Below are 26,245 nucleotides of genomic sequence, written 5' to 3' on the forward strand. Positions count from 1 at the left end.
TCCTCCGGGATCATGCCGAGCCGATCGCCAGGGTGTGGTTCTCCTCGTCTCCGATGCGCACCGCGGCCGCCCGGTCGCGCGCGGTCAACGACTTGGTGTTGGCGACCGGGATGATCCGGACGCCGTCCCGCTGGACCATCGCGCGCAACGTCGCGTCGACGGTTGCGCGGTCCTGCCTGCCGAGGCGTTCGCGCAGGTCGGCGAGCCCCACCCAGGCTCCCGGCTCCCGGGCCAGCTCGTGATAGGCGGCGCGGATCAGGGCCTCCACGGCGTCCGGCTCGGTGGCCGCCGGTGCTGGCGCGACGCCGGGAGGCGTCGGGCCGGCCGCCAGCCCTGAGGTGGCCGACGGCGGCGTGAAGAAGTCGGCGTGGCTGAGCCCCAACCGGCTCAGCGAGCGGTGCAGGTTGGCCAGCAGGGTGAACAGCGAACGGGTGGCTGAGCCACTACGTGCGGGCGGGGCTCCGGCGTGCAGCTGCCGCACCACCCGCCACCCCTCGTCGGTCAGCTCGTGGGAGAAGGGCCGGTGGGACCGGTCGGTCTCGACCAGGCCGAGCTTGACGAGTTTGGCGTTGTCGGCGCCGGTGAGGCTGAACCCGGCCAACTCCTTCAGCTCGTTGTTGGTCAGTTCGCGGGCCTCGACCATGAGCACCACAAGCGCGTTGATCTGGTTGGGCGTCAGGTGGGGAAGGTCCGCCGTGCTCGTCATGGTGCCTCTTCTTCGTGGGGGTGCGCGCCGGCCAGGCGACGACGGGTCAGCAGTTGCCGGATCATGCCGACCACAGCCTGGACGTCGGACAGCACCTGCTCGTTGGTGAACCGGAGCACGTCCAGCCCGAGGAGTTGCAGCCGCACGTCACGCCGGCGGTCGTTGGCGAATCTGATTCGGCCCCGATGTTCCGGGCCGTCCACCTCGACCGCAAGTCCCTCGGCCGGCCAGAAGAGGTCCAGGCGGTAGGTCTCGCCGAGCAGGTGCCAGTCGTACGTGTGGTTCCAGCGCCTCCCCCGGGCCCACTCGTATGGCGCCAGTGCCAGCTCCAGCGCCTGCTCGGCGGCGCTGTCGCCGCGCGGGACACCGGACAGCGGCGGAAACGTCAGCGCCGGAGAGGGCTCGCGCACGGTGTCGGAAACCCGACCCGCCTGCACCGCCAACTCGGTCAGGCTCGACGGCAGCGAAACCTGAACCGACCGGATCCGGTCGACCGCCCGCAGTTCCCGCCCGGCCAGCCAGACGGTGAGGCGGCCGTGCCGCACCAGCCATTCGGCGACGGCAACCAACGCGCGCTCGGTCTCCGTGGGCAGCTCGTCGGTCAGGCCGACCAGCAGGACGCACCCGTCACGGTCGTACGCGGAGGCCATGACCCGGGCCAGGCCGGCAGCCCGTACCTCTGCGGGAAAGCGCGGCCGGTGCTGCCGGTCCTTCCCGCGCAGCGCGCGCTCGGCGAGGTCGGCCAGGAACGGGCCGAAGTGCGCGGAGTGCGCGGCGGCCCGCATGGCAAGGGACCGCACCGCAGCGACGCCCAGCGCGCCGCAACCGTCGAGCCGTTCGGCACCGGGCAACCAGCGGGGGAACAGCGTGAATGCTGCCCCGTCCAACTCGTCGAGGACGGCGGCGAGCAACTCGGTGAAGCCCTGTCGGGCCGGTACGTGGTACCGAACGACGACCGGGGCGGCGGCCGGTGCCGGATCGAGTCCCACATGGAGCAACTCGGGGTCGATGCCGGGCAGGTGGCTGACCTGCCGTGGAGGAAGGGCCTCCCACCACTCGCCGGGAGGTACGCCACTGTCCACGGCCGAGCACGTTACCGAGGATCGATCGGGTGCGCCGCCCGCCCGATCCGCTTGCCCGTGCCTGCACCGCGGTGACCGGCTACGGCCATTCGGCTGCGGCTGTCTAGCTCTTCTGTCGGTGTCGGGGGCGGCGGCGGGCCTGGCGTCGGCCGTACAGTGTGCCGACCGTTCTAACGAGGAGGGGTTCCGTGACCCAGCCACCACCGGTGTCGGGCCCCCCGGGGCCCGGTCAGGCCCCCGGAAGCACCGACGGAGAAGACCCCGGAGACGCGACGCCGCACCTGCTCGTCATGCCGTCCATCGAGGGCGCGCCGCCCCCGAGGGTGTGGCCCGGGGCGGAGGGCGCACCCGCCTGGGCGATCCCCGTCAGCATCCCGCCCGGGACGCGCGGTTACGCGGTGTTCATCCCGCTGGTGCCGGCCACCGCCGCCGCGGCTCCGGTCGCCGCGGAGCCACCGGCCACGGCCTCGGTCGTCCCCGCCGCCCGGCCGGCCGAGGCGACCGCCACGCCAGCCCCGACGGCCGTCGGCGGACCGGAGGAGAGCAGCCCGACGCGGGCCGCCGCGGTGACGGCGGCGGACGCCGCGGCACCGGCTGCCGCGCCGTCACCGGACGCCGTCAGCGCGCCGCCGGGCGGCACAGAGGCGGCACCGACCCCCTCCGGCCCCGCTACGCCCACCACGAACGGGCCCGCCGAGGCGGCGCCCACCACGAAGGGACCCGCCGCCGAGGCGGCACCCAGCACCGGAACGCCAGCGACCGCCTCACCGGCCACCGCTGGAGCACCGGCCACCCCGTCGGCGGGCGCCGGCGCATCCGCTGCCCGCCCGCCGGGGACCGCCGTCCAGCAACCCGCCGCCGCGCCGCTGCCGGCGCCGTACCGGATCGGGGTGCCGGCCGGCGCGCCGGCGCCGTACCGCGGCTACCAGCCGGTCCCGCGCCCGCCGTCGTTCCTCGACACGCGCTGGCCGGGGCCGGCACCCGCCCAGGACCGAGCCGTACCGCTCGCGGTCCTCGCCGGAGCGCTGGGCCTGGCGTTCTTCGTACCGCTCACCCGCACCGGCATCGGCTGGTTCCTCGGCTGGCTCGCCCTGACCGTCGCGGTGGTCCTCGCGGTCCGGCGGACGGGCGCGGAACTGCCGCGCGCCGACCGGCGGATCCGCGCCGGCTGGGCGGTGGCGGCCCTGGCGCTGCTGTCGGTCCTGGCCTTCCGCAACGCCTGGTGGCTGGTGACGTTCTGCGTGCTCGGCGCGCTCTGCTGCGCGACCCTCGCGATAGTGGGCGGCCGGCGCGTCCGCTCCATCCTGTTCAGCCTGGTGGCGGCCCCCTTCGCGGCGTTGCGAGGGCTGCCGTGGGTGCGTGGGCACCTGCACGCCCCGGCGAACCCGCACCTGGCTCGCCGCGTCGTCGGGTCGGCCGCGGCCACCGTGGCCGCGCTGGTCGTCTTCGGCGCGCTCCTGTCCTCGGCCGACGGCGCCTTCTCCGTGATGCTCGGCGAGCTGATTCCCGAGGTCAACGGCGGTGCGGCGTTCCGCTGGATCCTCCTCGCCGCCGTGGGCGGGCTCTGCGCCGTCGCCGCCGTCTACACGCTGGCCGCGCCGCCCGACCTGTCGACGATGGACCGGCCCGGCACGCGCCGCTTCGGCCTCGTGGAGTGGGCGCCGGTCATCAGCGCCCTGACGCTGCTCTTCGGCGGCTTCGTGGCGGTGCAGTTCACCGTCCTGTTCGGTGGGCAGCGACACGTGCTGCGCACCGCCGGCCTCAGCTACGCCGAGTACGCGCGCAGCGGGTTCTGGCAGCTCGTCGTCGTCACCATGCTGACGCTGGCGGTGCTCGGCGGGGTGGCCCGCTGGGCGCGACGGGACCGGGCCGTCGAGCGTCACCTGCTGCGGGTCCTGCTGGGCCTGCTCAGCGTGCTCAGCTTCGTCATCGTGGGGTCGGCGCTGTCCCGCATGTACACGTACCAGAAGGCGTACAGCTTCACCGGCGAGCGGCTCTTCGTGATGGCGTTCGAGCTGCTGCTCGGCACCGTGTTCCTGATGATCCTGGTGGCCGGGCTCCGCTGGCGCGGCGCCTGGATTCCCGGCACGACGGTGGCGCTCGCCGTGGTGATGCTGCTGGGCCTGGCCGTGCTCAACCCGGAGGACTACGCCGCCCGCCGCAACATCGCCCGGTACGAGCAGACGGGGAAGATCGACGCCTGGTACCTGCGGGCGCTCTCGGCCGACGCGACGCCGGCGCTGGCGGGCCTGCCCGATCCGGTGCGCCGCTGCACGCTGAGCTGGGTCGCCAAGGACCTCGACGAGCCGGACCCCTGGTACGCCTGGAACCTGGGCCGGATCCGGGCGCGCGCCGCGCTCGACCGGGCCGGGCCGGGCGCGGTCGGCGGTCCACGCGACTGCCGGGCCGCCGACCAGTTCGACCTGCCGAAGCGCCGCCGCTGACGGACCCGCCGTCCCCGGGTCGGTCCGGGGACGGCGGGACTGCCGGGTCGGCGGGCCGGGTGCGTCCGCCCGGTGCCGGTCTCCTCACCAGGGCTCGGGGATGCCCACCGCGAGGCAGCGCCGGGTGCCGGGAACCGGCTGGTAGCAGGCGGACGCCTCCAGGTTGTTGGTCAGGTCGGCGCGGGAGAAGGACGTGCTGCCGCCGTTGACGCAGGTGCCGCCGCTGGTGGACACACCGCCGGTGACCTTGGCCGTGGCGCAGCCGACCGTGGCGGCGGTCTTCTCCACCGTGTTGAGCGAGGAGCGCTGGTCCGCGTACTGGTGGGCGCCGTAGCCGGTCAGCCGCACGCCGGGACGGGTGACCGTGTACTGGAACGCCGTCGACGTGTAGTACGACCAGCTGGCGCCCGTACCCACGGTGCGCAGCTCCGGATCGGCGGACGAACCGGGAACGAACATGGCGAAGCCCTTGTCGTGGGTGCTCGTGCCCGCGACCATCCGGTAGACGATCACCAGCAGCCCCTGGCTGTAGCTGGCGGTGGAGTAGGTCAGGTAGCTGCCGTTGCCGCAGGTGGTCCGGTCGGCGACGTAGCCGACGCCGTTGGCGTGGAGCATCACCCTGGCGCAGCGGCCGTCGTCGGCGGTGTCCTCGATCGTGCCGACCGTGGTGCTGGTGCCGGAGTTGTCGGTGGCGTAGCCGGTCAGCCGGACGCCGGGCAGCGTGCCGGCGTACTGGTAGGCGGTGGGATGGTAGTAGCTCCACGAGGCCGACCAGCCACTGCCGGAGGGCAGCGCGAGCGCCGGCGAGGCGGGCAGCAGTGCGGCGACCAGCGCGGCGGCCAGGGCCGCGAACAGCGTCATCCGGGTCGACCGCCATCGGAAACGGGCCTTCATCGGTCCTCCGATCTCCACGACGGGCGGGACACCCGGCGTCACGGATCAGGTTGACCGAGGACGTCGGCGGCGGGTACCGCTGGGTCTCGAAGCGGACAGCCGGACGGCCTCACCCGGCTGCGCGCCGTCGACCGCGAAGGCCCGGCGGGCACCTGCGGTGCTCAGGCCGGTGCCGCGCCCCGGACGGCCCAGGCCCGGGCCGTGAGCCGGATCGAGCCGTCCGGCGCCACGGGCAGGCGGGCCGAGAGCAGGTCGCGCAGGCGGGCGCGCTGCGGCGCCGTCAGGGAGGCGACGTACGAGGGGGCGGGGCCCTGCCCGCCCAGGAACGGCGTCCAGTAGTCGTCGACGTCCGCGAACACCGTGGGCACGTCGACGGGCCGGAGCGCCACCGCCGTCAGGCCCGCGTCGGTCCACAGCCCGCGCAGGGAGTCCGGGTCGCACCCCGCGAAGCGGCGCCCCTCGTCCCGCTCGGCCACGGCCGGGTCGAGCAGGGCGGCGGCGTCCCAGAAGTGCCGCAGCAGCCCCATGCCGCCGGCGTAGTCCCAGACGTAGGCGGCGGCCACCCCGCCGGGGCGGACGACCCGGGCGAACTCGGCGACGGCGCGCGCCGGCTCGGGCACGAAGTTGACCGCGAGGCCGCTGACGACGACGTCGACGCAGCGGTCGGGCAGGGGCAGCGCCCGGGCGTCGCCGACCTGGAAGGCCGCCCGTTCGTCGCGGACGGCCGCGCGGGCGTACGCGACGAAGCCCGGCGAGCTGTCGACGCCCGAGACGTGCCTCGGGTCCCCCAGTGCCAGCACGGTCGACGTGAGCGCGCCCGTGCCGCAGCCCACGTCCAGCCAGCGGCGGCCCGGTGGCACGGCCAGCCAACGCAGGAACTCCTCCGCGACGGGGCGGCTCCACCGGCCCACGTACGCCTCGTAGGCCCTGCCGTCCGCCCAGACCGGGTGCGCCATGCGGAGACGATACGACGTCCCGGCGTGCCGGGCCGACCGCAGGCCAGGGCCGGTGGGGCTGGTTCGCACCGATTCGCCTCGATGAGCCAGACTCGGTCGTACCCCTGCCTGCCCCGACGGCTCCCGAGCGCACCCCCGTACCCCTCGCCGATGGTTGGAGCGCATGTCCCACACCCTCCCCGCCTGGTTGGTCGGCGGCGTCCTGCTGGTGGGCGCGGGCTTCGCGACGACCCTGTTGCCGCGGTGGCGGGCGCGGGGGCGGGAGCGCCGGACCGCCTGGTCCGCCGCCCGCGCGGCCATCGACAGCGCGGCCGTCAGCCGGGACGCGGCGGCGACCCGGGTGCCGCAGGCCGAGCAGTTGCTGGCCCGCGCCGAGTCGATCGCCGCCGGGCGCGGCGGGGCGTCCGCAGCGCGGGAGGCGGCGCAACACGCGAGGGAGGCCGACCGGCTGTGGCGCACGCACCAGTGAAACCCCGCAGGCGATACCGGTACGAGCTGCTGCGCTGGGCGCTGCTCGGCGTCGCCGTGGTCGTCCTGGTCGTCTTCCTGCTCGCCCAGCGGCAGAGCGTCGACGTCAGCTACGGCCGGTCGCCGGCCGCCCCGGCGAAGATCGACGAGGGCTCGGCGGGTGAGCTGAGCGACGCGAGCGTGCCCTCGGTGGACGAGATGACCGCGCTGGTGGCCGCCGAACCCGTGGTGCGGCTCCCCGGCGCGACCGCACGCTGGAACGAGCAGCGGGTCCGCGAGGCCGCCGGCACCGAACCCCTCCGTATCCTGGTCGCGCCGCCCGGGCTCGACGAGGACGAACGCGAACGGGTGCGGGACGTGAAGAACGCCACCGTCCGGGTGATCGGCACCGAGGTCAGCGGCGGCATCTACCAGGCCGTACCCGACACCCTGCCCGGCTGGCGCGCCCAGTTCGCCACCGCCGACGTGACAGGCATGCTGGTGGCGTTGATCGCCGCGCTGCGGGACGCGCCCGACCCGCCCGAGCACGACGAGCTGCGGTGGCGTGACCCGACCGACCGGGAGCTGGCCGCCGTCGCCGCCGACCTGCGGGCCACCGGCCTGCACCTGGGGGCCGGGGCCACGCTGACCGGCGTCCCCGACAAGGCCGCGCGCAACGCCTTCCCGGACGGCGCCCGGTACGTGGCGCTGCCCACGCAGCCGTTCGGCGAGCCGGTGCCCCGGTACGGTCCGGCACTGGCCGAGCTGTTCCCGGGCACGCCGATCGTCGTGATGTACGGCCTCTGGATCGAGTACCACGGCCCGGCGGCCGACGACTTCGCGGAGCTGGCCGGGGCGAGTTTCTACGGCCAGTTCGGCGGCCGGCTGAGCCGGTACGACTACCCCCAGGGCAACATCCTGACGGCGTACCTGAACCGGGTCACCGACCTGCGCTACTCGGGGCTGTTCGACCGCCCGCTGCCGTACCGGCCGATCGACCCGCTGCGGGTGGCGCTGCCCGCCCTGCCGTGGCTCTTCGCGGGCTGCGTGGCGACGTTCCTGATCCTCTCGGTCCGGTCGCTGCGCCGGTCGGACGCCCTGGTGGTCCGGCGGGGCGACCCCGGGCGGGGTGGCACGCCCGCCCGGTTGGCCGGTCTCACCTCGCTCGCCGTCGAGATGTCCCTGCTCACCGACGCCCGCAGCGATCCGGCGTTGACCCGGGGCATCGTCAAGCTCCAGGCCGCCCGCGCCGCGCTGGACGAGGGGCTGCCGGACCGCCACGTGCGGACGTTGCTGGACGAGGCCGCCGACGAGCTGGACGACGGCGCCCGGACGTTGGGCATCGCCAGCTACCGCCCGCACCTCTACCTCCGGGGCAGGTTGTCGTGAGCCAGTCCGTACGACGTCGGCTCGCCGACCTGTTCGGCACGCCCTTCGGCGTCGCCGTCCTGGCCTGCCTGGCGCTGGCCGGCTGGGCGTTGTGGACCGGCGGGGCGCTGGACGGCCCGGTCGCCCGCCACGTGCGCGCCTCCTCCGTGTACGTCGCGCCGGGCGTCGAGCTGGACCGCGCGGCGGCCGAACGGATCATCGGCAACCGCCGGCTGGTCGTGCTGATGCTGGCACCGGGCGCCGACCTCAGGCAGGGCTGCCGCCAGGTCGAGCGCGCCGCCGACGGGACCGTCGTGCTGGTGATGAGCCGCGACGGCGACGAGTACGACACCTACGGGTGCGCGCTGCTGCCCGGGCGCGACGACGGCAACTTCGGCCGGGCCTTCGTGGCGGAGATGACCGTCAGCCGGGGCGTCGACACCTTCGCCGACCGCCCCCTGGAGGCGCTGAAGGTCGTCACCGTCAACTACGACCTGCTGGTGAAGGCCGGCACCGTCCCCGACGGCGCGCGGACGATCAGCCCGTCGCTGCCCCGCTTCCTGCTCGCCGCCGCGGCGATCGTGGCCGTCGTCGCCGGGGCGACGGTGCTCTACGCCGGTGGCCGCCGCGCGGGCCGGCTCGCGGACGCCCGTCGCCGCCGCCGCGACGACAACGCCGACGCCCGCAGCGCGCTCAGCGCCGCCGCCGCCGTGCTCGCCCAGCAGATCATCGACCTCGACCGGTGGTACGCCATGGCGGAGCGGCAGGCCCACGTCGACGGCGCCAAGGAGACGTTCGGCAGGAAGTACCTGGCGCTGACGTCGGACTACGCCGCGCTGCTCGGACACGTAACGGCCGTGGATGCGGACGACGAGGACGCCGTACGCCGACTCGTCGAACGCGTCGACGCGTTGAGCGGGCGCGCGGCGGCGCTCACCGGATCGGCGGCGGAAGACGGGGCACGCCCGAAGTCCGCCCGGGGTGCCCGCACACCGGCCTCCGGCGACTGACGACGCTGCGCCGAATCGCGCCGTAGGCACGCCGCCCCGGTCGGCCGACCCCGTGCCGTTCACGGCGGCGCCGGGTGTCTCCTGGCCGCGCGGGCGGCCCCTGCGGCACGTACGAGGACACCGGACCCGCCGATCCGGACCGGGGGCCCTCGCATCCGGACCTGCCTCGCGTCGTGCGGAACCGGAGCGGCGGCGTAACCGACCACCGGGACATGCGCAAGCTCAGCCCGACCGAAGGGGGCAATCGATGGTCAGCATGGACGTGAACCGGCGGACGGTGTTGCGGGCGGCGGTGGCCGGCGGGGCCGGCGTCGGCCTGGCCGCCACCGGCCTCGGCGATCCGGCCCGGGCGGAGCGGCCCACCGACCCGGACGGGCCCGCCCGGGGACCACGCATCGCGATCCTGCTCTTCGACGGGATCGCCCCGATCGACGCCATCGGCCCGTACGAGGTGCTGTCCCGGATCCCGGGCGCGTCCGTGGTGACCGTCGGCAAGCGGACCGGCCCGGTCCGGACGGACAACGGCGTGCTGACCCTCGGGGTGGACCGCACGCTCAGCCAGGTGCGCCGCGCCGACGTGCTGCTGGTGCCCGGGGGCAACGTCCGCGGCGTCCAGGCCGATCCCGACACGATCCGCTGGGTCCAGCGGATCCACCGGCACACGACCTGGACCGTCTCGGTCTGCACCGGCGCCCTGATCCTGGGCACGGCCGGCCTGCTGCGCGGGCTGCGGGCGACGACGTACTGGAGCCTGAGGGACCAGCTCGCCCAGTTCGGCGCGACCTTCGTCCCGGGCCGCTACGTCGAGGCGGGCCGGATCATGACCGCCGCCGGCATGTCCGCCGGGATCGACATGTCTCTGCACCTCGCCGCGAAGATCGCCGGCGAACGGATCGCGCAGGCACTCCAACTGGTCGTCGAGTACGACCCCGACCCGCCGTTCGACACGGGCAGCCCCGAGAAGGCCGGCCCGGAACTGACGCGCCTGGCGCTGGAGTTGCTGGGGCAGCCCGCCCCCCGCTGACGGCAGCACGAGCGTGCCCGTACCCGTCGACCCGGGGCGTCGATCGCGCCGCCCCGGGTCGACGTGCCGCCTCCCGCTCGCGTCCCGGCGGCGATCGTCAGTTGCTCCGGTCAGGCCGGCGATCCTGAACCGGGCCGTTGTCCCGGTGCCGCCCGCTGGACAGTGACGAGTAGTAGGCCGGGACAGTGGGACGTCGCTGGTAGTCGTCCGCCAGGATCGCGACGAGAGGCGGGATGGCGGGCCGCCTGCGTTGACCGGCATCGAGGCGCAGCAGGCGAAGACTGATCGGCCCAGCGAATCGGTTGAGCGATGCCGCCCCTTCCGTTCAGGTCGAGGCGGCATCGGGCGTGCTGGTAGCGGCCGGCTGACACCCTGACCCGGTGAAAGAACTGTGGCCGGTGCTAGCCGGTGGTGTGATCGCTTTGGCTGGCGGCTATCTGGGTGCCCACTGGTCGACACGACTAGGGGGAAAACAGCAGAGACTGAACCTGCTGTTCGAGCAGAGCATCATGCTGGATGTGGAGTTGCTGGCCTACGTCCGTGACTTGCGTCGCCGTCTGCCTATCGACGGACAGACGCAAGGGGTGCCATTGCCGGAACTGCTGTCTGCGCTCGCCCCGCCTGCCTACCTGTCGTCTCGGGTGGAATTGCTGGGCAGTGCGGTAACGAAGATAGCTTGGTCACGGTTCGACAAGAGATGGCGTGAGGCCGGGTGGAGAACCGGCGGCGGCTACTCGGATGTGGCTAACGAACTGCACCTGCTGGACTTATCCATCCAGGACCTTGATGACATGCTGCACCTGTCTCAGGTTAGGCGGTTGGATGAGGATGACCGCCCTTCGGCTTGGCGAAGGTTCTGGTGGATTTTGACCGACCTGGTTGAGCCGCTTCGGTTGGGCCGCTAGTACTCCAGCGGGAGTCGAACCCGCGACCGAGGATCATGAGATCAAACTGCGCGTTCCGCCGACCTCGGCAAATGGCGGCCTAGCAGCGGAAACGCCTCTCGACATCTCCCACCACTCCCCCGCTGTCGGTCGAGCTGTTGCGGACAAGATGCGGACTGCGCAGGTTCGGGCGGCACGGAGCGTCAGTTTGGAAGAGCGCGATCAACGGGTTGTGATGCCGAAACGCCTGCGGCCGGCGGCCTACCCGTGGGCAGCTCGCGCCCGCTGCACGTCACTGTTACTGGCCCGTGGATGGCCCAGCGGTGCCTTGCTGGTCGTCCAGCCATGACACCTCGTCGAGCCATACTCCGCGCCGGAAGCCTCCTCGTATGGCTCGCTTCTCCCGGGCAGCCTGCTCGACCTGCTCCTCGGCGTAGCCGAGCGTGGCGATCAACGCCGATAGCACCTCGCGCAGATCGGCAAGCTCCTCCAGTTGAGAATCCGGCGCGGCGCACCTCAGTTCGGCCGCTTCTTCCCCCAGCTTTGTGACCAGCGCGTCAAACAACTCGGAGGCTTGCAAGGTACGGATGTGAGCCTCCTGGCCTTTCGCTGAAATGATCTCCGGTATCCGGTCTCTCACGAGCTTGCCGTACGAAACACTCCGCCTCTGCATCACCAAGTCATCCTCGTTGTGCTCACCGCTTGACCGCAATCGGCGGATCTCCTCGTCGGGCAGTCGTAGACCGTTCAGCCTTCCCGGACGGGGACAAGGTGGAGGGCCCTACCTGACGAACGACCGTGGCCCCGTCCGGGAAGGCTGGTAGCCCTTGTGGCGCCCGGCGAGGTGATCCGCCCCCCGGACGACCTGGACCAGGTGGCGGACCGCCTCGACCGGACGGCGGGTCGTGCAGCTGCGGACTCAGTACGGACTGAAGGCGTCGGTCCGGACCTCGATGCGGTGCGTCCGGGTCATCGACAGCATGGCTGACCAGCGTCTCGCCTGGTGGGGCGGGCGGGACTCGAACCCGCGACCGAGGGATTATGAGTCCCCTGCTCTAACCGGCTGAGCTACCGCCCCATTACCGCGCCGGATCTTATCCCGCCCGGTGGATCACCGGCCAGCACGAAACGGCGCCGTCGCTCATCGGCGTCGCCGGCGTAGCAGCACGATGGGCAACGCGAGGATAACAGTGAGCAGCCATCCCACCGCGATGACGCCCCACAGCCAGCCCTCGTCGCTCTCGGCCGTCTCGGTGATGAACATGCCGAGGGTGAGCAGGAAGGTGCCCCCGCCGATCGCCAGCGCGGCGAGGCCGCTGACGACCATCAGCGGGATCTCCCACCAGGAGCGCTTGACCGGCTCCCGCCGTGCTGTGCCGGCCGCGGCGCGTGGCTGCGGGATGCGGTCCGGGTCGCGGGCCGGCATGGCCACCTGCCGGTCGGCCGGCACCTGGGAGTCGATCACCCGGACCGCCCCTGGGTGCAGGTCGAACATGGTCGGTTCGATCCGCATCGAGATGGCGTCGTCGCCGATGAGCTGCCGGGCGCCGTCGGGCCAGGTGAGCATGAGGGCGCATTCGGCGTACCGGACGGTGAGCGGGCCGCCGCGGCCGAGCCAGCTCACCCCGTCCACGCCGACGTGCAGCTCGCCGTCGCCTTCCTTCTCCCGGTAGGGGGTGCCGGCGACGGTGTCGGCCGAGCGGGTGGGCGCTGCGACGAAGCCGGCCCAGTCGGCCCGGTGCCCCTCGGGCACCATCAGCAGCGCCCCGGCCAGCGCCTCGCGGGCCACCTCGTGCACGTCGTCGACGTCGACGGCCTTCAGCTCGGCGCGGTGCTCGTCGACCGTGAGGTTGCGCTCCCCGGTGAGCACGTTGAAGGCGTACGACGGCAGCCGCGCCGCGTCCACCTCGGCGGTGCCGAGGAAGTCCTGCCGCTTCGCCACGACGGCGTCGAGGTCGGCCTGTTCGATCCGGCCGACCCGCAGCTTGGCGAGCGTGTCGACGAAACCGCCGAGCACGGCGTCCTGCTTCTCCGGCAGCGCGTCGGCCAGCGCCCGCAGCGTCGCGTGGCCGTCGCCGCGCGGCTCGTAGCCCGCCGTCGTCTGGTAGGAGAGCCCGCCGTCCTGGCGCAGCGCCCGGTACAGCTCGCGCTCCAGCACCCCGGCGAAGACGCTCGCGGCGGTCCGGCGCCGCACGACGGCGTCCAGCACCACCGCCCGCGACCCGCCGACGAAGTACGCGGGGGTCTGCGGCAGCGCCGACGACGCGGCCGGCACCGGCTGCCGTACGCCCTCAGGCAGCGTCAGGCGCAGCCCGGCGGGGACGTCCTTCCCGGCGATCCAGAGCACCGCGTTCTCCCGGGTGAACCAGCGGGCCGCCCACTGTCGCAGGTCGTCGGCGGTGAGCGCGCCCAGCCCCCACTCCGGGTAGCTGGTGATGCCGAAGTCGCGGGCGCCGTGACGCCACAGCGGGATGTCGTCGACGGCGGCCGTGCCCCGGCTGCTGTACTCGGTGCGCAGGATCTCCTTCTCCACGTCGAGCCGGCCGGTCGGCAGTTCGGTCAGGTTGGCGCAGACCGAGGTGAGGAAGGTGGCGATGTCCTGCGCGGAGCCCTGCATGTGGAACGTGGTGAACACCGGCGCGGTGGCGCCGTTGACGTGGTAGTCGGCCAGCCCGAGGGGGGCCAGCGCGAGGTGTTCCAGCAGGTGGGTGATGCCGCTGCGGGCGAGCGTCTCGTCGGCGGTGCCGACCCGGAAGGTCAGCCCGGCGCGCATCGGCCCGCCGGTGGGGGCGAGCAGCGTGGGCACCCCGTCCACGTCCAGTTCCTGGATCATGACCGCCCACCCTTCGCGTACGCCTTGTCGCGGAACTTCTGGAACTGCTTGGTCGAGTCGCCGTCGATGTAGCCGAACATCGCCTCGTCGCCGAGCGGCCCCATGGCCGCGAACTGCTGTGCCGCCGCCTGGTACTCGTCCAGCAGGCAGAAGGCCATCGCGAAGACGCTGCGCACCCAGACCCAGCCCCAGTCGTTACGGAACTCGGGGTGCCAGACCGACTGCTGCGCCGCCTGGTGGATCTCGCGCTGCACGTGCGCGCCGCGCAGGTGGGCGCCCGCCTCGCGGAGGTCGTCGTGGTCGAGCGCCTCTTCCAGGTGGGCCTCCACCACCAGCACCGCGTTCGGGGCGCCGGGCGGGGCGGCGTCGGCGCACTCCCGGGCGAAGCCGTGTGCCCGCTCCCAGGTGCCACTCCACTTGGGACAGAACTGTTGCAGCAGCGAGGCCTGGGCCGGCAGGTGGTGCGGGTGGTGCTTGGCGAGCTGGTCGTAGCGGCGGCGGGCCTCCGCCTGGCCGAGCTCCAGCCCGCGCGCGTTGGTGATCCGCTGCGTCCAGGCCGCCGCGTCGTCCGGGTGCCGGGCGGTGACGTCGATCAGCACCTGCTCGGCGCGCCGCAGGTGGGCGTGGAACCGGGCGAACTGCTCCCGACTGACGTGCTGCGCCCGGTAGGACGAGCGGATCCGCCAGCCGGCGCGGATCAGGTGCGACCCCAGCAGGGCGCCGGCGAGCGCGTCGTCGGGCCGCTGCGCCAGCACCTCACGCAGGAACTCCTCGATGTCCTCGGCCTCGCCGGCCTCGCCGACGAGGAAGGTCCGGCCGTGCGGATCCTGCCCGTCGACGAGCGCGCGCAGGGCCGGCCAGTCGCGCGCCGCGAGGGCCGCGCGCACCTGACCGACCTGGGGGTACGCCGCCGCGGCGTCGAAGTCGGGCGGCGGAAGGGGTGCGGGCATGGCGAGGAGCATAAGTGATCTTCAACGGGAGGTGACCCTCCGTTCAGCCGGTACGCAGCTCCGACAGGACGGCCCCGGCGGCCCGCCAGCCGCTGGCGAGGGCACCCTGGATGGAGGGGCTGTCCCGGTGGTCCCCGGCCACGAAGAGGCCCTCCCCCAGCGCCACCGGCTTGCGCAGCCGCCCCTGCGGCGGGGGCGCGGCGGGCAGCGCGTCGGGGATGGACACCGTGGTCAGGTGGGTCCAGTCCGCCGTGGACCGGCCGTAGAGCCGGGCGAGTTCCGCTCGTACCGTCGGCTCGGGCGGGGCCGACGGGCCGACCACCGAGGTGGCGACCAGGTGCCGCCCCGCCGGCGCGTACGTGGGCGCGGCCCTGCTGACCACCACCGTGTTGGCGACGATCTCGCGCCGGTCGCCGTCGAGGAGCAGGATCGGCTCGTCAAGCGGCGGCTCCGGCGTGCTGTGGTAGTAGGTCGTGTAGGCGTGCGTGCGTACCGCCGGCAGGCCTGGCAGCAGCGTGGCCGCCGCGCGCGGGTCCACGGCGACCACGACGGCGCGGCAGCGGAGGTCGCCGGCCTGGGTGCGGACCCGGCCGGGCGCGATCTCGGCGACCGGGGTGTCCAGGTCGATCAGCTCCGCCGGGAGCGGGTCGGCGACGGCGCGGGGCAGCGCGGCCATCCCCTCGGCGGGCAGGCCGATCCGGCCCCGGGCGAAGGAGCGCAGCACCATCGCGAGCACGTGGCTGGAGGTCTCCAGCTCGCGGTCGATGAGGACCCCCGACAGGAACGGCCGCAGCAGTTCCTCGACGATCGTGTCGGAGAGGCCGGCGCGGCGCAGCGCGGCCTCGGTGGTGGTCTCCTGGGCGGCGAGCAGCCGTTCCTTCGGCAGGGTGGCGCAGCCCGTGGCGAGCGCGGCGAACCGTAGCCGGTCGAGCAGGGAGCCCACGCCGGCCAGCGCGGTGCCGGGCGCGCCGGTGGGTTCGCGCAGCGGGTTCACCAGGCGGGCCAGCCGGTCGCCCCTGCGCACCAGCACGCCGGAGGTGAAGTGTCCGAGGCGCAGCCGGTCGACGTCGAGCAGTGCGCCGATCCGGGGGTACGCGGTGTTGAGCACCTGGAAGCCCCGGTCCAGCAGGTAGCCGTCGACCGCGTCGGTGGCGACCCGGCCGCCGAGCTGGCCGCCGGCCTCCAGCAGCCGCCACGGCACACCCGCGCGGTGCAGCCGCCGGGCCGCGGCGAGCCCGGCCAGGCCGCCGCCGACCACGACGACGTCGGTCTCGGCGAGCATCGCGCACCTCCCGCTTCTTGTTGGTCCGGGACAGCCGGCCCGGCCACTCACCTACCCACGAATCGACGCACCAATCGACGCAGCGGGAGTCCAGGTCGACAGCGACCATCCTGCCGGGCGCGCGGCCCGTAAGTGGGCGGAACAGGGCGTCCCGCACCGGCGGGCACGATCCCCGCCACGACGGGCACCGGGCGACGGGCGGCGCGGGGAACGGCGAACGCCCGCCGGCGTGGCCGACGGGCGTCTGGTGTGGAAGCTCCCCCGTTTGGACTCGAACCAAAAACCTGCCGGTTAACAGCCGGCTGCTCTGCCAATTGAGCTACGGGGGACCGTTGTGTCGTCCGGCGCCGATCTCGCTGCGCCGTGCGACGGCACAAGAGTACAGGATTCCGGGGGGTGTTGGTCCAGGGGGTTACCGCTTCGATCGGCGCCCGCGCACACGACAATAAACCCGGACAAATCGTCATCCCGGCACAAGGAGGTATGAGCGGAGAGCAGGATGGGTAGTTAGCTGCAGACAGAGAAGGCAGGCGCGATTTGGTCGCCTCCGGCGGGGTAACCGTCGGTCGACGGCGCGTCAGGTACGGAAGGAGCCGCCATGCGCGGAAAGATGATGTTCCTTGGCGGGCTGGCTGCGGGATTCGTCCTGGGCGCCCGTGCCGGTCGGGAGAAGTACGAGGAGCTGGTGATCCGGGGCCGCAAGGTGCTCGACCACCCGACCGTCCAGGAGGCGGCCGGTGTCGCGCAGGCCCAGGCGACCCGTCTCTACAGCGAGGGCAAGGACAAGCTCGGCCAGTCGAAGCTGGGCGAGAAGCTCGGCAGCAACGGCCACAAGCAGGAGCTGACCGCCGCCGACGACGCGTTCGCCGGCACGCCGGCCACGGTCGGCGCGAAGAGCTCCACGGGGTCGTCGAGCACGGCCTCGACCTCCGGGTCGACCACCGCCACGCCCCGTAGCAAGCCGTCCAGCTCGGGCACCAACGGCAGCACCCTCTGATCGCACCTTCGCGCGGGCCGGTCGCCTCAGGGCGACCGGCCCGTTCGTGTGCGGTCTCCGACGCCGGCCCGCTCGGGGTACGACCCCGGTCGGTCAGTCCTTGCTGGTGAACGCGGCGTCGAAGGCCGCGGCCGGGGCGTCGAAGGCGAGCCGGCGGACGAACTGCAACGCCTCCGGGGCACCGACGAGGCGGTCCATCCCGGCGTCCTCCCACTCGATCGAGATCGGGCCGGCGTAGCCGATCGCGTTCAGGGCCCGGAAGCAGTCCTCCCAGGGCACGTCGCCGTGGCCGGTGGAGACGAAGTCCCAGCCGCGCCGCATGTCCGCCCACGGCAGGTGCGAGGCGAGCCGGCCCCGCCGCCCGTCCCCGGTGCGCACCTTCGCGTCCTTGCAGTCGACGTGGTAGATCCGGTCGGCGAAGTCGAAGATGAAGTTCACCGGGTCCAGCTCCTGCCAGACGAAGTGCGACGGGTCCCAGTTCAGCCCGAACGCGGGCCGGTGCCCGACCGCCTCCAGCGCCCGCTTCGTCGTCCAGTAGTCGTACGCGATCTCGCTCGGGTGCACCTCGTGGGCGAAGCGCACCCCCACCTCGTCGAAGACGTCCAGGATCGGGTTCCATCGGTCGGCGAAGTCCTGGTAGCCGCGCTCGATCATCGACGGCGGCACCGGCGGGAACATCGCCAGCGTGTGCCAGATCGACGAGCCGGTGAAGCCGACGACGGTGTCCACCCCGAGCTTCGCCGCCGCCCGGGCGGTGTCCTTGATCTCCTCGGCGGCGCGGCGGCGTACGCCCTCGGGCTCGCCGTCGCCCCAGATCCGGGCGGGCAGGATGCCCTGGTGCCGCTCGTCGATCGGGTGGTCGCAGACGGCCTGGCCGACCAGGTGGTTGGAGATCGCGAAGACCTTCAGGTTGTGCTTCGCCAGGGTTTCGCGCTTCCGCTCGACGTACGAGTCGTCCGCGAGTGCCCTGTCGACCTCGAAGTGGTCGCCCCAGCAGGCGATCTCCAGCCCGTCGTAACCCCACTCGGAGGCTAGGCGGCAGACCTCGTCGAACGGAAGATCGGCCCACTGGCCGGTGAAGAGCGTGATGGGTCGCGCCATGGTGCTTCTCCCCTGTGTTGATGGGGGATTCCGTGGGTGCGTGACCGGGGCGAGGGCGACCGGCCGGGCCGGTGCGGCGGCGGGCCACGGCGGGACACCGGTGGGTGCGGATGCGCACCTGGACCCGCCGGGTTGCGCCTCCCGCCGGTCACCGGCAACCGCCACGGTCGCCGACCCCACTCTAGAACCGCCGGGCCCCCCACGAAAGCCCCCGCCCCTCCCCGCGATCCTGCGGCTGTCCGTCCCCGGTGTGCACACCGTGCCGGGCGCGGACCGCGGGATCGCGGGGAGGAACGGGAGAGTCAGCGGATCAGGGCAGGGTCCACTTCTGGTTGGCGCCGGTGTGGCAGGTCCACAGGTGCACGGCCTGACCGTCGGCCGGGTTGTTGCCCGAGACGTCCAGGCACTTGCCGGTCTGCGGGTTCTTCAGCGTCCCGTCCGCCTGGGCCGACCAGTTCTGCGCCCCCGTGCCGTTGCACGTCCAGAGCTGGATCTTCGTACCGTCGGCGGACGCGCCACCGGAGATGTCCAGGCACTTGCCCAGCGCCTTCACCGTCGAGTTCGGCGTCACCGTCCACGTCTGCGCCGTGGATCCGTTGCAGCCGTAGATCTGGATCTGGGTGCCGTCGGCCGTGGCGCCGTTGCGCACGTCCAGGCACTTGCCGCCCAGGCCGCGGATCGGCCCGACGCCGCCGCTGCCGCCGGACTTGACCAGCGTGAAGTCGTCCACGTCGAAGAGCCCCGTGCCCGAGCCGGTGAAGGTCAGGTAGAGCGTGCCGGTGCCGGACGGCACACCGGAGAGGGCGGCCGTGACGTCGGCGAAGGTGTTCCAGCCGCCGGTGTTGGGCACCGCCACCGAGCCGAGGACGGTGCCGGTCGCGGAGCCCGTACGCACCTGGATGGTACCGCCCGGCCCGCCGGAGACGACCCGCGCCCGCAGCGACGTCGTGCCGGTCAGGTCGAGCCCGGCGTACGCGGCCCAGTCCCCCGGGTCGATGTGGCCGAGGGTCTGCCCGCCGTTGGCGCCGGCCTTGGTGAACGGCGAGACCCCGGAGGCCGAGCTGAACGCCTCGGCCTGGACGGTGTTCCCGACCGGCGGGTTGACGCCGAGCTCCTTGATCCGGATGTTGCGGAACGAGGCGTCGTCGCCGGTGCCGTGGTTCTGCAGGCCGATGTGGCCGGCGAGCGAGCGGACCGGGTCGGTGTTGGTGAAGTCGTTGATCTTCACGCCGTTCAGGAAGACCTGGAGGCGCTCGCCCTCGACGAGCAGCTCGTACGTGTTCCACTCCCCCGGCGGGTTCAGCGCCGCGTCGCGGGCGGCGATGTCTGCGGACTTGAAGGTGTAGACGGCGCCGGTCGTGCGATCGGCCGCGTCCGTGGCGTCGATCTGCACCTCGTAGCCGTTGTTCACCGCCGACCAGGGGTCGCTCGACGGCGGGAAGCCGATGAAGACGCCGGAGTTGTCGTCGCCGGCGAGCCGCCAGTCCAGCTTCAGCGAGTAGTTGGTGAACTGCTTCGCGCTGTACCAGTACAGGCCCATCCCGCCGACCGAGGTGAGGGTGGCGTCGGCGTTGCTGAAGCTGCCCGGCCCGGCCTGGGACCAGCCGGTGGTGGAGCCGTTGTAGAGCGGCGTGTAGCCGGTCTCGGGGCGGCAGTCGGCCTTGGCCCGGCCGGCCGCGTACCGGATGCCGCCGAGCAGGTGGGACCGGAACGCCGGTTCGGCGTACGACGCCTGGGTGTGCCCGCCGCCGGTGTAGAAGGACCGGCCGCCGCTGTAGGTCTTGCACCACGAGTGCGGGTGGTCGGCGCCCATCGAGCCGCCCGAGTAGGAGGACTCGTCGAGGGTGGCCAGCACGCGGGCCGTGGAGCGGGCGTTGGTCTGGTAGTTGTACCACTCGTCGGTGCGGTTCCAGGTCTGCGGCAGGTGCGCGGTCGCCGGGTGCGCCCGGTTCTCCGCCTTCACGTTCGCCGGCTGGATGTGCGGGTGCGAGGCGAAGTACGCCCCGACCAGGTTGCCGTAGAAGGACCAGCCGTACTCGGTGTCGGCGGCGGCGTGCACGCCCACGTACCCGCCGCCGGCGCCGATGTACGACTCGAAGGCGCTCTGCTGCGTGCCGTCGAGCACGTCGCCGGTGGTGTTGAGGAAGACCACCGCCTCGAAGCGGGACAGGTTGGCGGTCGTGAACTGGGCGGCGTCCTCGGTGGCGGTGACGGTGAAGTTGTTGGCCGCGCCGAGGTCGCGGATCGCCTGGGTGCCGACCGCGATGGAGTCGTGCCGGAAGCCGGCGGTCTTGGAGAAGACCAGCACGTCGTACGGGGCGTCGGCGGCGCTGGCCGGCGTGGCCGGGGTGGTGCAGGCGAGGACGGCGAGGACGGCGGTGGCCGCGCCGAGGAGGGGTCGGAGGAGTCTGCGCATGTCGCTCTCCAATGCCGGGGTGTGCAGGGGCCCGCCGGGGCGGGGAGGGGCGCGACGGCCCCTCCCCGCCTCAGCTCAGGGCAGGGTCCACTTCTGGTTGGCGCCGGTGTGGCAGGTCCACAGGTGCACGGCCTGACCGTCGGCCGGGTTGTTGCCCGAGACGTCCAGGCACTTGCCGGTCTGCGGGTTCTTCAGCGTCCCGTCCGCCTGGGCCGACCAGTTCTGGGCGCCGGTGCCGTTGCAGCCGTACAGCTGGATCTTCGTGCCGTCGGCGGACCCGCCGCCGGAGATGTCCAGGCACTTGCCCAGCGCCTTCACCGTCGAGTTCGGCGTCACCGTCCAGGTCTGCGCGGCGGTGCCGTTGCAGCCGTAGATCTGGATCTGGGTGCCGTCGGCGGTGGCCGCGTTGCGTACGTCCAGGCACTTGCCGCCGAGCCCGACGACCGGGCCGGTGCGGACCCCCGCCGAGCCGGTGGTGAAGGCGAACGTGTCCACGTCGTAGAGCGCGCCGGTGCCCGTGCCGGCGAACGTGAGGTAGAGCGTGCCGGTGCTGGCCGGTGCCCCGGAGATGCTGCCGGTGACCGTGGTGAACGCGTCCCAGGCGCCGGTGACCGGCACGGTCGCGGAGCCGAGCACGGTGCCGGTGGGCGAGCCGAGCCGCACCTGGAGGGTGCCGCCGGCCCCGGCCGAGGAGACCCGGGCGCTGAACGAGGTCGCGTTGTCGATCCGGTACGGCTCGAACGCGATCCAGTCGCCGTTGTTGATGTCGCCGACGGTCCGGCCGCCCTCGGCGGTGCCCTTGTCGAAGGTGCCGACGCCGGAGGAGGTCTTGAAGTGCTCCGCCTGGCGCTTGCGCGGCTGGAGGGTGTGCTGCTTGTGCGTGGTCAGCCCGCCCGCGTCGGTGTACTCGGCGTCGAAGATGGCGAAGATGTTCGCCGCGTCGTCGTGTTCACCGTCGACCGGGATGGTGATCGAGCCGGAGCAGCCGTTCTTCGAGGTGATCTGGTGGCCGTGGTTGTCGTGGCCCAGCACGTAGGTCATCTTGACCTTGGTGCAGTCGATGGCGGCGTCCTCCGGGTCGGTCACCGTGATGCTGAACGGCACGGTGTCGCCGTAGCTGAACAGCTTGCCGTTGGCCGGGCTGGTGATGGTGACCGTGGGCGCGGTGTTGCCGACGCCGATCTGCACGTTCGCCGTGCCGGTGGCGCCCTGGGGGTCGCGTACGGTCAGGGTGACCTGGTAGGTGCCGTTGGCGGTGTACGTCTTGCTGGGGTTGGCCGCCGTCGAGCTGGTGCCGTCGCCGAACGCCCACGAGTACGTGAGCGCCCCGCCCTCCGGATCGCTGGACCCGGCCGAGGAGAAGTTGACGGTCAGCGGGGCCGCGCCGGAGGTCTTGTCGGCCGCGGCGACGGCGGTCGGCGCCCGGTTGCCGCCGGCGATGTAGTCGTAGCGGTAGAGCGCCGAGTTGGCGTCGCCGTTGAAGTAGCCGGTGCCGTAGTCGAGGATGTAGAGCGCGCCCTCGGGCCCGAACGCCATGTCCATGATCTGCTTGCCGTTCCACGGGAACGTGTCGATGCCGCCCGGGCTGCCGTCGGCGTTGAGGTGGATCGGCTTGACCCAGCCCCGGCCGAGTTCGCCGGCGAAGAACTGCCCGTCGAAGGACTGCGGGAACTTGGTGGTGGAGTTCAGCGCGGCGTCGTAGCGGTAGACGGGGCCGCCCATCGGCGACTCGGAGCCGCCGCCGAACTCGGGCGGGGTGCCGGCGTCGCCGGCGTACCGGATCCAGGCCGGCTTCGCGCCGGGCAGGGTGGGCAGGCCGGTGTTGCGGAACGAGTTGTTGGTCGGCCCGCCGGAGCAGTTGTACTTCGCCCCACCGGTCCCGGCGGCGAAGTCCCACTCGGCGTACGTCTCGGTGGCGGTGTTGGTGCCGGTGCAGTACGGCCAGCCGTAGTTGCCGGGCCCGGTGACCCGGTTGAACTCCACCTGGCCGCTCGGCCCCCGGGCGCTGGTGGTGCCGGCGTCCGGGCCGTAGTCGCCCACGTAGACGATGCCGGTGGCCCGGTCCACGCTCATCCGGAACGGGTTGCGGAAGCCCATCGCGTAGATCTCGGGGCGGGTCCGCGCGTCCGAGTCGACGAACATGTTGCCCGCCGGGATCGAGTACGTGCCGTTGGCGTTCACCTTGATCCGCAGGATCTTGCCGCGCAGGTCGTTGGTGTTGGCCGCGCTGCGCTGCGCGTCGTACGCGGGGTTGCGGTTGGTGCGCTCGTCGATGGGCGCGTACCCGGCGGAGTCGAACGGGTTGGTGTCGTCGCCGGTGGAGAGGTAGAGGTTGCCGGCGGCGTCGAAGTCGATGTCGCCGCCGACGTGGCAGCACATGCCCCGGTCGGCGGGCACGTCGAGGATGTCGACCTTGCTGCCGGTGTTGATCGTGAAGTCGGCGTTGAGGGTGAACCGGGAGAGGCGGTTGACGCCCTGCCAGGCCGAGAAGTCGGTGCCGGTCGCCGGCGCGTCGCCGGCCGGGGTGGCCAGCGGCGGCGCGTAGTAGAGGTAGATGTGCCGGTTGCTGGCGAAGTTCGGGTCCGCCCCGACGCCCTGCAACCCCTCCTCGTCGTGGGTGTAGACCGGCAGCGTACCGATCACGGAGGTGGTGCCGGCGGAGTCCGTACGCCGGACGGTGCCGTTGCGGGCGGTGTGCAGGACCGACCGGTCCGGCAGCACCGCGATCGTCATGGGCTCGCCCACCTCGGCGACGCCCTTGGCGAGGGTGACCTGCTGGAAGTCGGTGCCGACGATGGGGTGGGCCTGGGCCGGGCCGGGGCCGCCCAGCGTGGCCGGGCCGGCGCCGAGGGCTACCGTGCCGGCGGTGGCGGCCAGCAGCAGCGCCGAGGCGGCGGAGAGCCGTCGTCGGAGCCGTGGGGTGTTGGCGTCCTGGGTGGACATGGGTGTGCCGTCCCTTCCTGACGAGTGACTGCCAGGGCGGGCGCGCGCCGTCGCGCCGGATGCCGTAGCGGGGGATGCGGTCGGCCCGCCGGGGTGCCGTGCCCGGCTGGCCGCGACCTGCGAGGGATGGAGTGGACCCCATCGATCGGAGGTCACCAGTCGATGGGTTCCCGCGCCGCCGGTTCACCTCGACGAAACAGATTCGTGATGGCCCGACATTAAATGGCGAGCATCGATGTGTCCATACCTTCCGCCGATTCGGCACCAACTTTCGTCGATCCCGTCAAAAGTCGCCGCCTGCCGCAGCCGCGACTCAGTGGGGACGGTCGACGGCCTGGGTGGCGAGGGCGGTCAGGGCGGCACGGGCCTCGGCGGTCACCGGGGTGGACGCCAGGACCGCCAGGGCGGCCTCCGCGCGTACCCGGATCATCTCCTCGATCCGCTCGCGGGCCCCGGTGCTCTCGATGATCTTCCGCAGCTCGGCGGCACCGTCGCCGTCGAGCGCCGGGTTGCCGAACAGCTCCCGCAGCCGCGCGGCCTGCGCCCGGTCGGCGGCGCCCCGGGCCAGCGCCATCATCACCGTCGGCTTGCCCTCCCGCAGGTCGTCCAGGACCGACTTGCCGGTGACCGTCGGGTCGCCGAAGACCCCCAGCACGTCGTCGCGCAGTTGGAACGCGTCGCCCAGCGGGTCCCCGAACTCGGCCAGCGCGGCGAGCAGCTCCGGCCCGGCCCCGGCCAGCGTCGCCCCGATCTGCAACGGCCGGGTGACCGTGTAGCGGGCCGCCTTCATCCGGACCACCGTCAGCGCGCTCGCCACCGACCCGTCGCCCACCCCGGAGACCAGGTCCAGGTACTCCCCCGCGATCACCTCGGTGCGCATCAGCGCGTAGACCGCGTACCCCTGGTGCACCCGCCCCGCGTCCAGGCCGCACTCGTGGAACATCTGGTCGGACCAGGCGGCGCAGAGGTCGCCGCAGAGCAGCGCGGTGTTGCGCCCGTACGCCTCGGGGTCGCCGCGCCAGGACGAGCGGGCGTGCAGGTCGGCGAAGAGCCGGTGCACCGACGGCCCGCCCCGGCGGCGGTCGCTGCCGTCCAGGATGTCGTCGTGGATCAGCGCGAACGCGTGGAACAGCTCCAACGCGGCCGCGGCCGTCACGATCGGGGCGCCGTCGGGGCCGCCCGCACCCCGCCATCCCCAGTAGCAGAAGAGCGGGCGCAGCCGCTTGCCGCCGGCCAGCACGAACCGGTGCAGCGCGGTGAAGACGCCCCGGGGCGCGCCGTCCGGCCAGTCCCGGCCCTGCCGGTCGAGGAAGGCGGCGAGCGCGGCGTCGCACCGGGCCCGCAGCCCGCTCGTGTCGGTCGGGGCGACGACGGCGGTCACGCCTCCTCCCCGGACGCCCCGGCCGACGCCGCGGTGGGCGGCCCGGCCGACGACGGCGGGACCGGGCCGGGGATCGCCGGCGGCGCCAGCCCCGCCAGCTCCAGCAGGAGTGCCTTGACCTCGGTCGCGGCGACCCGGTCCCGGGCGGCGGAGGGATCGGAGCAGAGCAGCACCGGCCCGTCGGCGGGGTCGGCCGGGAGCCGGCCGTGCGACCCGCGCACCGCCCGGGCGCCGGCGTCCAGCCCCACCACGCTCATCAGGTAGCGCATCCCGAGCTTCTTGCGGGCCAGCGCCACGGCGGCCCGCCGCTTCGCCGCACCCGGCGCGGCCGGGTCGAAGAACAGCTCGGCGGGGTCGTAGCCCGGCTTCCGGTGGATCTCCACCAGCCGGGCGAAGTCGGGCGCGCGGGCGTCGTCGAGCCAGTAGTAGTAGGTGAACCAGGCGTACGGCTCGGCGACGAGGACCAGCTCGCCGGCGCGCGGGTGGTCCAGCCCGTGCGCGGCCCGGCCGTCGGCGTCGAGCACCTCGGCCACCCCGGGCAGCCCCGCGCAGAGCGCCGCCACCGCCGGCACGTCGGCCGGGTCGCGGACGTGGACGTGCGCCACCTGGTGGTCGGCCACCGCGAAGGCCCGCGAGGTCCACGCGTCGAGGTACTCCATGCCGGCCTGGGTGTGCACCCGCAGCAGCCCCTCGGCACGCAGCAGCCGGTTGACGTCGACCGGGCGGGAGACGTCGGTGATGCCGTACTCGGAGAGCACCACCACTGTCGCGTCCCGGGCGCGGGCGGCGTCCAGCAGCGGCCCGAGCACCCCGTCCAGCTCGGCCGCCGCCGCGGCGGCCCGGGGCGACGACGGGCCGAAGCGTTGCAGGTCGTAGTCGAGGTGCGGGACGTAGACCAGGGTCAGGTCCGGCGCGTGGTCGGCGAGGATCCGCTCGGCGGCCCGGCAGATCCACGCCGACGACGCCAGCCCGGCGCCCGGCCCCCAGTAGCTGAACAGCGGGAAGGTGCCGAGCCGGTCGGTGAGGGCGTCGTGCAGCTCCGGCGGATCGGTGTAGCAGTCCGGCTCCTTGCGCCCGTCCGCCCGGTAGACGGGGCGGGGGGTGACCGTCCAGTCCACGTCGGCGCCCATGGCGTACCACCAGCAGACGTTGGCGACGGTGAAGCCCGGCTCGACCCGGCGGGCCGCCTGCCACAGCTTCTCGCCGCCGACCAGGGCGTGGTGCTGCCGCCAGAGCAGCACCTCGCCGAGGTCCCGGAAGTACCAGCCGTTGCCGACGATGCCGTGCCCGGCCGGGAGCTCCCCGGTGAGGAACGTCGACTGCACCGGGCAGGTCAGCGCGGGCAGCACCGTGCCCAGCTCCGCGCGGAAGCCGGCGTCGGCGACCGCGCGCAGCCGGGGCATGTGCGCCAGCAGGCGCGGGGTCAGGCCCACCACGTCCAGCACGACCAGCCGCCGGCTCATGTCGTCACCTCGCTCCGCTCGGCGCCGCCACGAGCCACATCAGCCCTGTTTCGATGATTCACTC

Annotated in this window: 20 protein-coding genes and 2 tRNA genes; 7 read left to right on the forward strand and 15 right to left on the reverse strand. The window is 73.2% G+C overall.

The features are described 5' to 3' along the window. Positions 1-10: 10 nt before the first annotated feature. Together ACN27A_RS13395 and ACN27A_RS13400 are read right to left on the reverse strand one after the other, a co-directional pair. The gene (locus tag ACN27A_RS13395) at positions 11-706 is read right to left on the reverse strand and encodes a hypothetical protein (protein ID WP_421453113.1); all 696 of its coding nucleotides are present in this window, start codon (positions 704-706) and stop codon (positions 11-13) included. Next, positions 703-1,788 (reverse strand): endonuclease domain-containing protein, encoded by a 1,086-nt coding sequence (locus ACN27A_RS13400; RefSeq protein WP_421453116.1) that lies wholly within the window; start codon positions 1,786-1,788, stop codon positions 703-705. Before ACN27A_RS13400 ends, ACN27A_RS13395 begins: the two co-directional genes overlap by 4 nt. A 290-nt stretch (positions 1,789-2,078) precedes the next feature. Between ACN27A_RS13400 and ACN27A_RS13405 the strand changes: the two genes are divergently transcribed. Further along, positions 2,079-4,232, forward strand: a complete 2,154-nt coding sequence (locus ACN27A_RS13405) for a DUF4153 domain-containing protein (RefSeq protein ID WP_421453119.1) — start codon at positions 2,079-2,081, stop codon at positions 4,230-4,232. An 84-nt stretch (positions 4,233-4,316) separates the two neighbouring features. On the opposite strand, the gene ACN27A_RS13410 is transcribed toward ACN27A_RS13405, so the two are convergent. Together ACN27A_RS13410 and ACN27A_RS13415 are read right to left on the reverse strand one after the other, a co-directional pair. Further along, a complete protein-coding gene (locus tag ACN27A_RS13410) occupies positions 4,317-5,093 on the reverse strand; it encodes a hypothetical protein (protein WP_421453122.1) in 777 nt (258 codons plus the stop codon). 194 nt (positions 5,094-5,287) lie between these two features. Next, the gene (locus ACN27A_RS13415) at positions 5,288-6,082 is read right to left on the reverse strand and encodes a class I SAM-dependent methyltransferase (protein WP_421453124.1); all 795 of its coding nucleotides are present in this window, start codon (positions 6,080-6,082) and stop codon (positions 5,288-5,290) included. Between the two features lie 163 nt (positions 6,083-6,245). Here ACN27A_RS13415 and ACN27A_RS13420 point away from each other — a divergent pair, with 163 nt between their 5' ends. The 5 genes from ACN27A_RS13420 to ACN27A_RS13440 all read left to right on the forward strand — a co-directional run bounded on the left by ACN27A_RS13420 (position 6,246) and on the right by ACN27A_RS13440 (position 10,836). Further along, the gene (locus ACN27A_RS13420) at positions 6,246-6,551 is read left to right on the forward strand and encodes a DUF6403 family protein (RefSeq protein ID WP_421453126.1); all 306 of its coding nucleotides are present in this window, start codon (positions 6,246-6,248) and stop codon (positions 6,549-6,551) included. Further along, on the forward strand, positions 6,533-7,918 hold the full coding sequence (locus ACN27A_RS13425; protein ID WP_421453129.1) for a hypothetical protein: 1,386 nt from the start codon (positions 6,533-6,535) through the stop codon (positions 7,916-7,918). The genes ACN27A_RS13420 and ACN27A_RS13425 overlap by 19 nt, the downstream gene beginning before the upstream one ends. Further along, positions 7,915-8,907, forward strand: coding sequence for a hypothetical protein (locus ACN27A_RS13430; protein WP_421453131.1), 993 nt, complete (start codon positions 7,915-7,917; stop codon positions 8,905-8,907). The genes ACN27A_RS13425 and ACN27A_RS13430 overlap by 4 nt, the downstream gene beginning before the upstream one ends. Positions 8,908-9,154: 247 nt before the next feature. Beyond that, positions 9,155-9,931: a DJ-1/PfpI family protein gene (locus tag ACN27A_RS13435; RefSeq protein ID WP_421453134.1), complete on the forward strand. Its 777-nt coding sequence runs from the start codon at positions 9,155-9,157 to the stop codon at positions 9,929-9,931. 380 nt (positions 9,932-10,311) lie between these two features. After that, positions 10,312-10,836, forward strand: coding sequence for a hypothetical protein (locus ACN27A_RS13440; RefSeq protein ID WP_421453137.1), 525 nt, complete (start codon positions 10,312-10,314; stop codon positions 10,834-10,836). Positions 10,837-11,113: 277 nt separating this feature from the next. Here ACN27A_RS13440 and ACN27A_RS13445 read toward each other — a convergent pair whose 3' ends face one another. From ACN27A_RS13445 to ACN27A_RS13470, 6 genes are all read right to left on the reverse strand, one after another. After that, on the reverse strand, positions 11,114-11,488 hold the full coding sequence (locus tag ACN27A_RS13445) for a phosphoribosyl-ATP pyrophosphohydrolase (protein WP_421458454.1): 375 nt from the start codon (positions 11,486-11,488) through the stop codon (positions 11,114-11,116). Between the two features lie 328 nt (positions 11,489-11,816). Then, positions 11,817-11,893, reverse strand: a tRNA-Ile gene (locus ACN27A_RS13450). 63 nt (positions 11,894-11,956) lie between these two features. Next, a complete protein-coding gene (locus tag ACN27A_RS13455) occupies positions 11,957-13,648 on the reverse strand; it encodes a M16 family metallopeptidase (RefSeq protein ID WP_421453139.1) in 1,692 nt (563 codons plus the stop codon). Next, a complete protein-coding gene (locus ACN27A_RS13460; RefSeq protein ID WP_421453141.1) occupies positions 13,645-14,598 on the reverse strand; it encodes a hypothetical protein in 954 nt (317 codons plus the stop codon). Before ACN27A_RS13460 ends, ACN27A_RS13455 begins: the two co-directional genes overlap by 4 nt. A gap of 43 nt (positions 14,599-14,641) precedes the next feature. Next, positions 14,642-15,880 carry an NAD(P)/FAD-dependent oxidoreductase gene (locus ACN27A_RS13465; RefSeq protein WP_421453144.1) on the reverse strand — a complete coding sequence of 413 codons (1,239 nt, stop codon included), beginning with the start codon at positions 15,878-15,880 and terminating at the stop codon, positions 14,642-14,644. 256 nt (positions 15,881-16,136) lie between these two features. Then, positions 16,137-16,209: transfer RNA gene (locus ACN27A_RS13470), tRNA-Asn, on the reverse strand. Between the two features lie 269 nt (positions 16,210-16,478). Here ACN27A_RS13470 and ACN27A_RS13475 point away from each other — a divergent pair. Then, the gene (locus tag ACN27A_RS13475) at positions 16,479-16,877 is read left to right on the forward strand and encodes a hypothetical protein (protein ID WP_421453147.1); all 399 of its coding nucleotides are present in this window, start codon (positions 16,479-16,481) and stop codon (positions 16,875-16,877) included. 93 nt (positions 16,878-16,970) lie between these two features. Here the strand turns inward: ACN27A_RS13475 and ACN27A_RS13480 are convergent, their stop codons facing one another. The 5 genes from ACN27A_RS13480 to ACN27A_RS13500 form a co-directional block, all read right to left on the reverse strand. Continuing rightward, entirely contained in the window at positions 16,971-17,978 is a 1,008-nt protein-coding gene (locus ACN27A_RS13480) for a sugar phosphate isomerase/epimerase family protein (protein WP_151455397.1), read from the reverse strand. A gap of 310 nt (positions 17,979-18,288) precedes the next feature. Continuing rightward, complete coding sequence (locus tag ACN27A_RS13485) at positions 18,289-20,394, reverse strand: ThuA domain-containing protein (protein ID WP_421453150.1); 2,106 nt, start codon at positions 20,392-20,394, stop codon at positions 18,289-18,291. A gap of 75 nt (positions 20,395-20,469) precedes the next feature. After that, on the reverse strand, positions 20,470-23,337 hold the full coding sequence (locus ACN27A_RS13490) for a PQQ-dependent sugar dehydrogenase (protein ID WP_421453153.1): 2,868 nt from the start codon (positions 23,335-23,337) through the stop codon (positions 20,470-20,472). Between the two features lie 313 nt (positions 23,338-23,650). After that, on the reverse strand, positions 23,651-24,718 hold the full coding sequence (locus ACN27A_RS13495) for a polyprenyl synthetase family protein (protein ID WP_421453155.1): 1,068 nt from the start codon (positions 24,716-24,718) through the stop codon (positions 23,651-23,653). Then, positions 24,715-26,181: an alkaline phosphatase family protein gene (locus tag ACN27A_RS13500; RefSeq protein ID WP_421453158.1), complete on the reverse strand. Its 1,467-nt coding sequence runs from the start codon at positions 26,179-26,181 to the stop codon at positions 24,715-24,717. Before ACN27A_RS13500 ends, ACN27A_RS13495 begins: the two co-directional genes overlap by 4 nt. Positions 26,182-26,245 lie beyond the last annotated feature (64 nt).

Origin of the sequence: Micromonospora sp. WMMD737 (assembly GCF_049179055.1) — a bacterium.
GTDB lineage: Bacteria > Actinomycetota > Actinomycetes > Mycobacteriales > Micromonosporaceae > Micromonospora > Micromonospora reichwaldensis.

Bases quoted from the DNA above. Each gene is read 5' to 3' on its own strand.
- ACN27A_RS13485 (WP_421453150.1), bottom strand. From the start codon at position 20,394: ATGCGCAGACTCCTCCGACCCCTCCTCGGCGCGGCCACCGCCGTCCTC.
- ACN27A_RS13410 (WP_421453122.1), bottom strand. From the start codon at position 5,093: ATGACGCTGTTCGCGGCCCTGGCCGCCGCGCTGGTCGCCGCACTGCTG.
- ACN27A_RS13445 (WP_421458454.1), bottom strand. From the start codon at position 11,488: ATGCAGAGGCGGAGTGTTTCGTACGGCAAGCTCGTGAGAGACCGGATA.
- ACN27A_RS13435 (WP_421453134.1), top strand. From the start codon at position 9,155: ATGGTCAGCATGGACGTGAACCGGCGGACGGTGTTGCGGGCGGCGGTG.
- ACN27A_RS13500 (WP_421453158.1), bottom strand. From the start codon at position 26,181: ATGAGCCGGCGGCTGGTCGTGCTGGACGTGGTGGGCCTGACCCCGCGC.
- ACN27A_RS13490 (WP_421453153.1), bottom strand. From the start codon at position 23,337: ATGTCCACCCAGGACGCCAACACCCCACGGCTCCGACGACGGCTCTCC.
- ACN27A_RS13415 (WP_421453124.1), bottom strand. From the start codon at position 6,082: ATGGCGCACCCGGTCTGGGCGGACGGCAGGGCCTACGAGGCGTACGTG.
- ACN27A_RS13460 (WP_421453141.1), bottom strand. From the start codon at position 14,598: ATGCCCGCACCCCTTCCGCCGCCCGACTTCGACGCCGCGGCGGCGTAC.
- ACN27A_RS13475 (WP_421453147.1), top strand. From the start codon at position 16,479: ATGCGCGGAAAGATGATGTTCCTTGGCGGGCTGGCTGCGGGATTCGTC.
- ACN27A_RS13480 (WP_151455397.1), bottom strand. From the start codon at position 17,978: ATGGCGCGACCCATCACGCTCTTCACCGGCCAGTGGGCCGATCTTCCG.
- ACN27A_RS13395 (WP_421453113.1), bottom strand. From the start codon at position 706: ATGACGAGCACGGCGGACCTTCCCCACCTGACGCCCAACCAGATCAAC.
- ACN27A_RS13465 (WP_421453144.1), bottom strand. From the start codon at position 15,880: ATGCTCGCCGAGACCGACGTCGTCGTGGTCGGCGGCGGCCTGGCCGGG.
- ACN27A_RS13455 (WP_421453139.1), bottom strand. From the start codon at position 13,648: ATGATCCAGGAACTGGACGTGGACGGGGTGCCCACGCTGCTCGCCCCC.
- ACN27A_RS13420 (WP_421453126.1), top strand. From the start codon at position 6,246: ATGTCCCACACCCTCCCCGCCTGGTTGGTCGGCGGCGTCCTGCTGGTG.
- ACN27A_RS13405 (WP_421453119.1), top strand. From the start codon at position 2,079: ATGCCGTCCATCGAGGGCGCGCCGCCCCCGAGGGTGTGGCCCGGGGCG.